Source organism: Verminephrobacter aporrectodeae subsp. tuberculatae At4, assembly GCF_000193225.1.
GTDB classification, from domain to species: domain Bacteria; phylum Pseudomonadota; class Gammaproteobacteria; order Burkholderiales; family Burkholderiaceae_C; genus Acidovorax; species Acidovorax aporrectodeae.
In genome coordinates this window covers 19,293-29,853 of record NZ_AFAL01000364.1, presented here as the reverse complement: position 1 = coordinate 29,853, position 10,561 = coordinate 19,293, and the positions used below count along the sequence as shown (strand labels likewise).

10 protein-coding genes, 1 tRNA gene and 1 pseudogene are annotated in these 10,561 nt (G+C 66.7%); 8 read left to right on the top strand and 4 right to left on the bottom strand.

Annotated features, from left to right (window positions below; all coding sequences use genetic code 11):
• On the top strand, positions 1-1,457 hold a 1,457-nt coding region (locus tag VTU_RS0108435), incomplete at its 5' end, for a translocation/assembly module TamB domain-containing protein (protein ID WP_010103216.1).
• A 36-nt stretch (positions 1,458-1,493) separates the two neighbouring features.
• Positions 1,494-1,568 (top strand) — tRNA-Arg (locus VTU_RS0108430).
• A gap of 13 nt (positions 1,569-1,581) precedes the next feature.
• Here VTU_RS0108430 and VTU_RS0108425 read toward each other — a convergent pair.
• Positions 1,582-3,207, bottom strand: a complete 1,626-nt coding sequence (locus VTU_RS0108425; RefSeq protein ID WP_010103214.1) for a peptide chain release factor 3 — start codon at positions 3,205-3,207, stop codon at positions 1,582-1,584.
• 152 nt (positions 3,208-3,359) lie between these two features.
• Between VTU_RS0108425 and VTU_RS0108420 the strand changes: the two genes are divergently transcribed.
• The 4 genes and pseudogenes from VTU_RS0108420 to VTU_RS0108405 all read left to right on the top strand — a co-directional run bounded on the left by VTU_RS0108420 (position 3,360) and on the right by VTU_RS0108405 (position 6,155).
• Positions 3,360-4,712 (top strand): citrate synthase, encoded by a 1,353-nt coding sequence (locus VTU_RS0108420; protein ID WP_029554212.1) that lies wholly within the window; start codon positions 3,360-3,362, stop codon positions 4,710-4,712.
• 97 nt (positions 4,713-4,809) lie between these two features.
• Positions 4,810-5,213 (top strand): annotated as a pseudogene (locus VTU_RS26560) (hypothetical protein).
• A 170-nt stretch (positions 5,214-5,383) separates the two neighbouring features.
• Positions 5,384-5,596: a 30S ribosomal protein S21 gene (gene rpsU, locus VTU_RS0108410; RefSeq protein WP_007833691.1), complete on the top strand. Its 213-nt coding sequence runs from the start codon at positions 5,384-5,386 to the stop codon at positions 5,594-5,596.
• Between the two features lie 112 nt (positions 5,597-5,708).
• Entirely contained in the window at positions 5,709-6,155 is a 447-nt protein-coding gene (locus tag VTU_RS0108405) for a GatB/YqeY domain-containing protein (protein ID WP_010103203.1), read from the top strand.
• Positions 6,156-6,166: 11 nt separating this feature from the next.
• Here the strand turns inward: VTU_RS0108405 and pmbA are convergent, their stop codons facing one another.
• Positions 6,167-7,579 (bottom strand): metalloprotease PmbA, encoded by a 1,413-nt coding sequence (gene pmbA, locus VTU_RS0108400; RefSeq protein ID WP_010103201.1) that lies wholly within the window; start codon positions 7,577-7,579, stop codon positions 6,167-6,169.
• 49 nt (positions 7,580-7,628) lie between these two features.
• Here pmbA and yjgA point away from each other — a divergent pair, with 49 nt between their 5' ends.
• Together yjgA and mog are read left to right on the top strand one after the other, a co-directional pair.
• Positions 7,629-8,279: a ribosome biogenesis factor YjgA gene (gene yjgA, locus VTU_RS0108395; protein ID WP_029554211.1), complete on the top strand. Its 651-nt coding sequence runs from the start codon at positions 7,629-7,631 to the stop codon at positions 8,277-8,279.
• On the top strand, positions 8,272-8,901 hold the full coding sequence (mog, locus tag VTU_RS0108390; RefSeq protein ID WP_010103199.1) for a molybdopterin adenylyltransferase: 630 nt from the start codon (positions 8,272-8,274) through the stop codon (positions 8,899-8,901). Before yjgA ends, mog begins: the two co-directional genes overlap by 8 nt.
• A 24-nt stretch (positions 8,902-8,925) precedes the next feature.
• On the opposite strand, the gene cysE is transcribed toward mog, so the two are convergent.
• The gene (gene cysE / locus VTU_RS0108385; protein ID WP_010103197.1) at positions 8,926-9,699 is read right to left on the bottom strand and encodes a serine O-acetyltransferase; all 774 of its coding nucleotides are present in this window, start codon (positions 9,697-9,699) and stop codon (positions 8,926-8,928) included.
• A 39-nt stretch (positions 9,700-9,738) separates the two neighbouring features.
• Positions 9,739-10,542 carry an RNA methyltransferase gene (locus tag VTU_RS0108380; protein WP_010103192.1) on the bottom strand — a complete coding sequence of 268 codons (804 nt, stop codon included), beginning with the start codon at positions 10,540-10,542 and terminating at the stop codon, positions 9,739-9,741.
• Between the last annotated feature and the right edge of the window lie 19 nt (positions 10,543-10,561).

Genomic DNA, 10,561 nt, shown 5'->3' with positions numbered 1-10,561 from the left:
ACGCGCGCGTGAGCACGCGCATCACCCTGGCCGGCGACGGCGCGGTCGGCGCCAGCACCTGGGCCGCCGACGCACCACTGGCGGGCCACTTGCGCGCGCAACTGCCCGACATGGGCCTGTGGTCGGCGCTGGCACCGCCCGGCTGGCGCGTGCGCGGCACCTTCGACGCCGACGCCAGCCTGTCGGGAACGCGCAAGGCCCCGCGCTGGTCGGGAACCCTGGGGGCGGACGACCTGGCCGTGCGCTCGCTCATCGACGGCGTGGACCTGCAGGGTGGCCGCCTGCGTGCCACGCTGCGCGGCAAGCAACTCGACATCACCGAACTGCACCTGCAGGGCGGGCGGGGCAGCAATGCACGCATCGCCGGCTTCAGCGGCAACCGCACGCCGGCGCCGCAGGACGGCGGAACGCTCAGCGGCAGCGGCCGCATCACCTGGGACGAGGCGGCCGACGGCTTGTCGGGAATCACCATGTCCCTGCAGGCCGAAGCCCGGGCGCTGCAAGTGCTGGTGCGCGCGGACCGCCAAGTCAGCGTGTCGGGCCACCTGCAGGCGCAGTTGGAACAGGGGCAGATCCGCCTGCGCGGCGCACTCGGAATCGACCGCGCGACCATCATCCTGCCCGACGAATCCACGCCCCACCTGGGCTCGGACGTGATCGTGCACTCCGCCGCGCGGGAGCGCGAGGAACGGATCCAGACACAGGCCAGGGAACAGCTCGCGGCGCAGGCCGAAACCGCCAAGCCGCCCGACATCGTCATCACCCTCGACCTGGGCAACGACTTTGCGCTGCAGGGCCATGGCATCACCACCCGGCTCACGGGCACGCTGGAGATCCGCAGCAGCGCCGACGCGGGTACCCCGCCGCGCGTGACGGGCGAGGTGCGCACCGAGGAAGGCCGCTACCGCGCCTGGGGCCAGGTGCTCGACGTGGAGACCGGCCTGATCCGCTTCAACGGACCCCACGACAACCCCTCGCTCGACATCCTGGCGCTGCGCCCGAACATCAGCGTGCGCGCCGGGGTGCAGGTCACCGGGACGGCGCAGGCACCGCGCGTCACGCTCTATTCCGAACCCGAAATGCCCGACGCGGAAAAGCTCTCATGGGTCGTGCTGGGTCGCAGCACCTCGGCCGGTGGCGCCGAAGCCGCCTTGCTGCAGCAGGCCGCCCTGGCGCTGCTGGGCCGCAAGGGCGGCAGCACCGCCGGCGTAGCCAACCGCCTGGGCCTGGACGAGATCGGCTTTCGCGGCCCCGCTGCGGGCGAGGACGCGGGAGCGGCCGCCCTGACCTTCGGCAAGCGCCTGTCGAAGAATTTGTACGTGAGCTACGAGCGCAGCCTGTCGGGAACGCTGGGCACGCTGTACATCTTCTACGACCTCTCGCGGCGCCTGACCCTGCGCGGGCAGACGGGGGAGAAAAGCGCGCTGGACATCATCTACACCGTGAAGTACGACTGAGCGCGCGCACCCGGGCCCTACAATGTGCGCGCTCGCCTCCTCGTAGTTCAATGGACAGAACGAGTGCCTCCTAAGCGCTAGATACAGGTTCGATTCCTGTCGAGGGGACCAACACCCATGGAAATCAACCGGCCTGCAGCGCCAGCCCCGCGTGTTCGCGCAGCGGGTGGAAGCGGATTTCCGGAAAACGCTCCTGCGCCAGCCGCACGTCGTAGGGGCTGGTGCACAGGTAGGCCAGCGTGCCGGCCGCGTCGTGCGCCAGGCGCAGGGGGTAGGCGTCGGTGAACGCACGCAGTTGCGCAGGGTCGTCCGCCGTGATCCAGCGCGCGCCGGTGTACTGACAGCCTTCCAGGCGCACGTTGGCGTCGTACTCGGCGCGCAGGCGGTGCTGCACCACATCAAACTGCAACGCGCCCACGGCACCCAGCAGCATGTGGCCGCCGGCGTCCGGCTTGAAGACCTGGATCGCCCCCTCTTCGCCCAGCTGGGCCAGGCCCTGCTGCAACTGCTTGGCGCGCAGCGGGTTCAGGAGCACCACGCTCATGAACAACTCCGGGGCAAAGAACGGCAGGCCCGTGAACTGCAGGCTCGCGCCGTCGGTGATGGTGTCGCCCAACTGCACGCCGCCGTGCGTGGTAAAGCCGATGATGTCGCCCGCGTAGGCTTGTTCCACCGCCTCGCGGCGCTGGCTCATGAAGGTCACGACCGAGGTCGGGCGCAGTTCCTTGGCGCTGCGCTGCACCTTGAGCCGCATGCCCGGCACGTACCTGCCGGAGGCCACGCGCACAAACGCGATGCGGTCGCGGTGGTTCGCGTCCATATTCGCCTGCACCTTGAAAACGACCCCCGAGAAGCCCTCGTCCTCGGGCTGGACGGTCTGCACCACGCGCTGCCCGTCGAGCACGAGCGTGCTCCGGCGCGGGCCGGGGGGCGGGGCCATGTCCACCAGCGCGTCGAGCACCTCCAGCACGCCGAAGTTGTTCACGCCCGAGCCGAAGAACACGGGCGTGAGCCTGCCCGCCAGAAAGGCCGCCGGGTCCCAGGCGGGCGACGCGCCGGCGGCCAATTCCATGCTCTCCATGGCAGCGTCGAACGCCGCGCCAAAGCGGGCGCGCAGCCGGTGCGCGTCGGCCAGGGGAAGCGCTTCAAAGTCCTGCGGGCGGCGCTCGCTGCCGGGCTCGAACAGCGTCATGGTTTGCGCGCGCAGCTGGATGATTCCGCCAAAGCTCTTGCCCTGGCCCACGGGCCAGGTCATGGGGCAGCAGGGCATTCCCAGTTCACGCTCGACCTCGTCGAGCAGGTCCAGCGGGTCGCGCACCTCGCGGTCCATCTTGTTCACGAAGGTGATGATGGGTGTGTCGCGCTGGCGGCAGACCTCGATCAGGCGGCGCGTCTGCGCCTCCACACCGTTCGCGGCGTCGATCACCATCAGCGCCGAATCGACGGCGGTGAGCACGCGGTACGTGTCTTCGGAAAAGTCCTTGTGCCCGGGGGTGTCGAGCAGGTTGATGACATGCTCGCGGTAGAGCATCTGCATCACGCTCGACGCCACCGAGATGCCGCGCTGCTTTTCGATCTCCATCCAGTCGGAGGTGGCGTGGCGGCTGGCCTTGCGGCCCTTGACGGCGCCGGCGATCTGGATCGCACCCGAGAACAGCAGCAGCTTTTCGGTCAGCGTCGTCTTGCCCGCGTCGGGGTGCGAAATGATGGCAAAGGTACGGCGGCGCCGGGTTTCCAAGGCGTAGGACACAGCAGGGGAGTTCCGAAAAAGGGGTGGGATGGTCGCGGGTGCGGCGATTTTATCGGCCCCCGCACCCCCTTCCGGCAGGCCATAATTCACAGCTTCATACCGTCCAATCTTGGACCTCCATCAACCCGATCTTGCGTGGAAAAGCCTGATTCATGAAAGGAAAGGCAAAGAAAATGGATCCCCAATCAACGCCCGATGCGAAGAGAAGCTCGTTGCCATCCACTGGCGCAGGAAACGACTTTCCTGTGCTGGTGCCTACGAATGGCCCGGAAATGCTGGATATCGCTGATCTTCATAAAAATACCGGAGTTTGCACTCTGGATATTGGATTGATGAATACCGGAATCTGCAAATCTTCAATCACATATGTCAATGGAGACGAAGGGATTTTGCGCTATCGCGGTTATTCGATTGACGAGTTGGTTGACAACTCTGATTATCTGGACGTGGCCTGGTTGCTGCTGAATGGCGATTTACCGACGCCCGGCCAGAAGGCGGAATTCCAGCACAACATCACTTACCATTCCATGGTAAATGAGCAAATGGTGTTTTTCCTGCGTGGCTTCCGGCGCGATGCGCATCCCATGGCCGTCATGTGCGGCATGACCGGTGCCCTGTCGGCGTTCTATCATGATGGGCTTGACATATTCAATGCGGATGATCGCAAAATTGTGGCGCATCGCCTGATTGCAAAAATGCCGACCATTGCGGCAATGGCTTACAAGTATTCCGTTGGACAACCCATGGTCTACCCCCGCAACGATCTCGATTACGTTTCAAACTTCATGCAAATGTTGTTTGCCGTCCCATGCGAGCCCTTCAAGCTCAACCCGGCTGGCGTGCGGGCCTTCAACGCGGTGTTGATCGTGCAGGCCGACCATGAGCAAAATGCCTCGACGTTCACGGTGCGCTCGGTTGGCTCAAGCCGTGCGAACCCCTATGCCTGTATTGCTGCAGGCATTGCATCGCTTTGGGGGCCGTTGCACGGTGGTGCCAATGAGGGCGTGCTGCAGACGCTCAATGAAATCGGCTCCATTGAAAACATCCCCGCCGTCATCAAACGGGCAAAGGACAAGAATGACCCCTATCGCTTGATGGGTTTCGGGCACCGGGTTTACAAAACCTACGATCCACGGGCAAAAGTCTTGCGGCGGTATTGCTACGAGGTGCTTGAGGCATACGGAAAAAAGGATGATCCGCTGCTGAAAATGGCGCTCGAATTGGAGCGTATTGCACTCAACGATGATTTTTTCATCGAACGCAAGCTCTACCCCAACGTTGACTTTTATTCAGGACTCATTCTCAAGACCATTGGCATCCCGCTGTCCATGTTCACGGCGCAATTTGCCGTGGCCCGCACTGCGGGCTGGATCGCTCACTGGAATGAGATGATCACGGACCCGGCGGTCAAGATTGTGCGCCCACGCCAACTCTATGTGGGATCGGATTTTCGTCCCTTCGTGCCTCCTGCGGAACGAACAGAGCACAAACCGCTCATTGGTTGAGCCTGCCAGCACCCTGGCTTGGCAAATTCGGCTCAAGGGCGGGGGAACTTCCACCTAAAATGGGCTGACTGCCCCGCACCACCGCCGGCCCCCGTCCATGACGCAGTTCCCGTTCCCCGTCCGCACCGAATGCCCCCCGGGGACCTGTATTTGTCAGCGGGACACGCTGCTCCAGGCCCCGGACGACGACGTGCGGGTACTGCGGCTGACCCGCCCCGAGGAAAAAAAATGCTGGAGCGGCTGGAGAACCTGGGCAGCCTGGGCGAGTTGCGCCAGATGCAGGAGCGCATGGCGCAGCAGCTTGGCATCCGCCTGTCCATCACCCCGAACCCGCGCGGGGTGCACAGCCTGCGCGGGATCGTGATCCTGGTGCACGAGCAACCCGGCCTGTGCCGCAAGACCCGGCAGGCGATTCCCGCAGCAATCAAGAAAAGCATGGCCGCGCGGCCCCGGATCGCGTATGAGCTGCTCGACGAGGGGGGGCTGTTTGCCCATTCGTGACGCGCGCCAGCGAACGCATTGCGGCTTGCGGCGTATGGGGCGACAGCGGCTATAATGCCGGGCTTTGCTGGCAATGCCCCGTCGGCCAAACACCAGTTGCAGACCCACAGACGGGGCCTTCAGGCCCGATCTTCCCGGAAGCCCCTCTGTGGGCATATTTTGGAAAGCCAATGACTACGATCCGCGTAAAAGAAAACGAGCCCTTTGACGTTGCCCTGCGCCGCTTCAAGCGCACCATTGAAAAGCTCGGCCTGCTGACGGACCTGCGCGCGCGCGAGTTCTACGAAAAGCCCACGGCCGAGCGCAAACGCAAGAAGGCCGCCGCCGTCAAGCGCCACTACAAGCGCGTTCGCAGCATGCAACTGCCCAAGAAACTGTACTGATCCCCGGCTCCCGGGCCCGCCCGGGGTCCCCCCGGTAGTTCGCGCTCGACCCGCGCTCGGCACCCCTGGCGCGGGTTTTCTTTTTTTGAAAAATCCTGCACAGGAGAACGCCATGTCCCTCAAGGACCAGATCACCGAAGACATGAAAACCGCCATGCGTGCCAAGGACAGCGAGCGCCTGGGCGCCATCCGCCTGCTGCTGGCGGCGATCAAGCAAAAGGAAGTCGACGAGCGCGTCACGCTCGATGACACGGCCGTGGAAGCCATCGTCGACCGGCTCATCAAGCAGCGCAAGGACAGCATCGGGGCTTTTGAGGGTGCTGGCCGCCAGGATCTGGCCGACAAGGAAAAGGCCGAACTGGCCGTGCTGCAAGCCTATCTGCCGGAGCGCATGTCGGCCGCACAAACCCTGGCCGCCGTGCAGGCCATCGTGGCCGAACTCGGCGCCACCGGCCCGGGCGACATGGGCAAGGTCATGGGCATGGCCAAGACCCGCCTGGCGGGCAAGGCCGACATGGGCCAGGTGTCCGCCGCCGCGAAGGCCGCGCTGGCGGGCTGACGCCCTGCGAATCACCTGCCCGCGACCTTCATGCGATTCACCAGAATCGAGCCGACCGTCTTGGCCCCGTAGTTGTAGGCGTCGGCGCCCACGGCCTCGATTCCCCGGAACATGTCCTTGAGGTTGCCGGCGATGGTGATCTCGTGCACCGGGTACGCGATGCGGCCGTTTTCCACCCAGAAACCGCTCGCGCCGCGCGAATAGTCGCCCGTCACCTGGTTCACGCCCTGGCCCATGAGCTCGATCACGAAGAGCCCGTTGCCGAGCTTGCGCAGCATGGCGTCCAGATCGTCCGCGGCCTGCGTCAGGCGCGACGTGAGCACGAGGTTGTGCGAGCCGCCGGCATTCCCCGTGGTCTTCATTCCCAGCTTGCGCGCGGAGTAGCTCGACAGGAAGTAGCCCTGCACGCGCCCGCCCTCGACCACCTTGCGCGGCGCGACGCGCACGCCCTCGTCGTCGAACGGCGCGCTGCCCTTGCCGCCGGGTACGAAGGGGTCTTCCAGAATGTCGATGTGCCCGGGGAAGACCCGCTTGCCCAGCGCGTCGATCAGGAAACTGCTCCTGCGGTACAGCGCGCCCCCGCTGACGGCCTGCACGAAACCACCGAGCAGCCCTGCGGCCAGCGGGGACTCGAACAGCACCGGGCATTGCGTGGTGGCGATCTTGCGGCTGCCCAGCCGGCTCAGCGCGCGCTCCGCGGCGTAGCGACCCACGGCCCGGGGTGCGGGCAGGGCGGCGGCGTCGCGCATGGAGCCGTACCAGGCGTCGCGCTGCATCTCGACGCGCCTGCCGGGCAGCGATGCGATGGGTGCCACTGAAATGCCATGGCGCGAAGCGGCGTAGCCGCCGCGAAAGCCGCGCGTGTGTGCGCTGAAGAAATGGCTGTGCTGGGCCGAAACGCCCGCACCTTCGCTGTTCGTGACGCGGCGGCTGGTCTGCATGGCGGCGGCCTCGCATTCCATGGCCAGGCCGGCCGCGGCCTCGCTGTCGATGGCCCAGGGGTGGAACAGGTCCAGTTCGCGGTGGCTGTCCTGCGGCGCGATGTCGGCCGCGTCGGGCAGTCCGGCCATGGGGTCTTCGGCGGTGAAGCGGGCGATGTCGTAGGCCGCCTGCACGGTCTGCTCGACGGCCTTGCCGGAGAAGTCCGAGGTGCTCGCGTTGCCGCGGCGGCGGCCGATGTAGACCGACACACTCAGCGACTTGTCGCGGTTGCGTTCGACGTTCTCCAGCGCACCCCGGCGCACGCTGACCGACAGGCCACAGCCTTCGGACGCCTCGGCGCCGGCGTCGCTGGCACCGAGCTTCTTGGCGTGCGCCAGGGCGCGATCGACCAGTTCTTCAAAAAACGGACGGCTGCAACTGAAGCCGCTGTCGGGGGTGCGGGCGCTGTGGATTCGCGGGGCTTGGGGCAAGGGTTTGTTCATGGCGGCGGCTATGATACTTGCCACTGCGCCGCCCACCGTCTTTGCCTCCATGTCCCGCAAACCCCAAAAAGGCTATTTCGTTCAGGGCCGCTTCGTTGCCCAGGGCAGCGAGTTGGACATTCAATTCCGGGCCGAGCGCAAGGGCACGCCCGACGCCAGCCGCACCGATCTCAAGCGCGCAAGCGATGCCTTGCAGACGCTGGGCAAGAATCTGCTGACCCTGCGTGCCGACCTGCTCGCCGCCCTGGGCCTGCCGGACGTGTTGCTCAACGCGCTGGCCGAGGTCCGGCGCATCAGCGACTTCGAAGGCCGGCGCCGCCAGATGCAGTACGTGGGCAAGCTCATGCGCAAACTGGACCCCGCGCTGGTGCAGGCTGCACGCCAGTCCCTGGAGGAGCAGCACCGGGGGTCGGCGAGCGAAAAGCAGCGGCTGCACTTGGCCGAACGCTGGCGCGAGCGCCTGCTCGCCGACGACTCCGCCCTCGCGCCCTGGATGGCCGAGCACCCCACCAGCGACGCGCAGCAATTGCGCGCCCTGATCCGCCAGGCGCGCAAGGACGCCACGCCGCCAGCCGCGCAGGGCCTGGCCCCGCGCCAGGGGCGCGCCTGGCGCGAGCTGTTCCAATTCGTGCGCGGACATCTGGACGGCGCCGGGCTTGCGGGGGCCAGCGACACGGGCGAGGACGACGACAATGGCTAGCGACGACAACGACGCAAGCACCGCGGACGGCAGCGGCCACGACCCGGTGCGGATCGGCATCGTCTCGGTCAGCGACCGCGCGAGCCGCGGCGTCTACGCGGACCAGGGACTGCCCGCGCTGCGCGATTGGCTCACGCGCGCGCTGCACAACCCGATCGCTTTCGAGCCGCGCCTCATCCCCGACGAACAAGCGGACATCAGCGCCGCGCTGATCGAACTCGTCGCCGCAGGCTGCTGCCTGGTGCTCACCACCGGCGGCACCGGACCGGCCTTGCGCGACGTGACGCCCGAGGCCACGCTGGCCGTGGCGCACCGGCAGATGCCGGGCTTTGGCGAGCAAATGCGCCAGATCGGCCTGCGCTTCGTTCCCACCGCCATCCTGTCGCGCCAAGTGGCCGTGGTCCGTGACCGCTGCCTGATCATCAACCTGCCCGGCCAGCCCAAGGCGATCGCCGAAACGCTCGAGGGCCTCAGGGACGCCGACGGCAGGCCGTTGGTGCCGGGAATCTTTGCCGCGGTGCCGTATTGCCTGGACCTGATCGGCGGCCCCTACCTCGAAACCCGCGACGCGGTCTGCAAGGCGTTCCGGCCCAAGGGCGCGGTGCGCGCCACGCCGGCGTGAGCGATCCGCGGAAAACCCGGAAAACTACTTGCCCACCAGGGCGTTGAACTTGCCCGCCTCGAACTGCTCCTTGCGCGCAGCGTCGCCGGGAACGCAGTCCTGACGGTGCGCCGAAAGCTTCTCGATGGCCTGCCACAGCAGCGCAATCTGGTGCTCCTGCGCCGCCGCGGTGTCGATCAGGCCGCGCATGGCCTGCGAGAGCGGGTCGTCCTCCTGCGTGATTCCGTAGGCCATGAACTCGCGCGCCTGCGGCGGGGCGCTCACGTCGGCGCTGTGCCCCTCCCGCGTCGGAATGATGCGCGCCGGAATGCCCACCGCCGTGGCACCGGCCGGAACCGGCTTGATGACCACGGCGTTGCTGCCGATCTTGGCCCCGTCGCCGACTTCAAAACCGCCGAGCACCTTGGCACCGGCGCTGACCACGACGTCCCGGCCCAGCGTCGGGTGGCGCTTGCTGCCCTTGTAGAGCGAGGTGCCGCCCAGCGTCACGCCCTGGTAGATGGTGCAGCCGTCGCCGATTTCCGCGGTCTCGCCCACCACCACGCCCATGGCATGGTCGAAGAAAACGCGCTCGCCAATCTTGGCGCCGGGGTGGATCTCTATGCCCGTGATCCAGCGCGCGCCGTGCGAGATGAAGCGGCCCAGCCATTTCAGGCCATGGTTCCAGCACCAGTGCGCCGACCGGTGCAGCCAGACGGCGTGCAGCCCGGGGTAGCAGGTAATGACCTCCCAGCGGCTGCGCGCCGCGGGGTCGCGGTCGAGGATGCACTGGATGTCGGAGCGCAGACGGGCAAACATTGGCGGGGCTCAGGCGGTCACGGTCATGGGTGGCAGAGTCTAGCGTTTTGCCTGCACCGCATCGGTCATCGCCTTGGCAACCCCCCGCAGGATGTGGATTTCCTCGGGCGCGAGCCGCGCGCGGTTGAAAATCTGCTGTAGCCGGGGCATGAGCTTCTTGGGCACTGCGGGGTCCAGAAAGCCGATCCGGGTGAGCGCCTGCTCCCAATGCCCGAGCAGGCCCGCGAGCTGCGCGGCGTCGGCCAGCGCGCGCGCCGGGGCCGCATCGCGCAACGCAAAACCGCCCAGCGCCTGGCGCCATTCGTAGGCGATGAGTTGCACGGCCGCGCCGAGGTTGAGCGAGCCAAAATCCGGGTTCGCGGGAATGCACAGCGCAACGTGGCAGCGGTACACGTCCGCGTTGGCCATGCCAAAGCGCTCGCAACCAAAGAGAAAGCCCACCCCCAGTTCCCCGGAGTCTTGCGGCGGCGATCCGGCCGGGTCGGAAGCGTTTTCGGCCCCGGACGCTGGCCGCTCCTGCGCCGGCCGTCCGCTTTGCAACAGCGCTGCAAAATGCGCGCGCGGCGCCACCGTGGGCGGACCGAAGTCGCGCGGGGTCATCGCGGTGGCGCACAGGTGGCTCATTCCGTGCAGGGCCTCGTCCAGCGTGGCCACGACACGGGCGCTCTCGAGCACGTCCAGGGCACCGCTCGCGCGCTGTATGGCTTCCTCGCTTCGCAGCACGTTGGGCCAGCGCGGGGCCACCAGCACCAGGTCGTGAAAGCCCATGGTTTTCATGGCCCGGGCGGCAGCGCCCACATTGCCGGCGTGGCTGGTGTTGATCAGGATGAAACGGGTATTCATGGACACTTGCAGGGGCCGC

Coding starts and splice junctions, on each gene's coding strand:
- VTU_RS0108420 (WP_029554212.1), top strand. CDS start 3,360: ATGAAAGGAAAGGCAAAGAAAATGGATCCCCAATCAACGCCCGATGCG.
- VTU_RS0108380 (WP_010103192.1), bottom strand. CDS start 10,542: ATGAATACCCGTTTCATCCTGATCAACACCAGCCACGCCGGCAATGTG.
- mog (WP_010103199.1), top strand. CDS start 8,272: ATGGCTAGCGACGACAACGACGCAAGCACCGCGGACGGCAGCGGCCAC.
- cysE (WP_010103197.1), bottom strand. CDS start 9,699: ATGTTTGCCCGTCTGCGCTCCGACATCCAGTGCATCCTCGACCGCGAC.
- yjgA (WP_029554211.1), top strand. CDS start 7,629: ATGTCCCGCAAACCCCAAAAAGGCTATTTCGTTCAGGGCCGCTTCGTT.
- pmbA (WP_010103201.1), bottom strand. CDS start 7,579: ATGAACAAACCCTTGCCCCAAGCCCCGCGAATCCACAGCGCCCGCACC.
- rpsU (WP_007833691.1), top strand. CDS start 5,384: ATGACTACGATCCGCGTAAAAGAAAACGAGCCCTTTGACGTTGCCCTG.
- VTU_RS0108405 (WP_010103203.1), top strand. CDS start 5,709: ATGTCCCTCAAGGACCAGATCACCGAAGACATGAAAACCGCCATGCGT.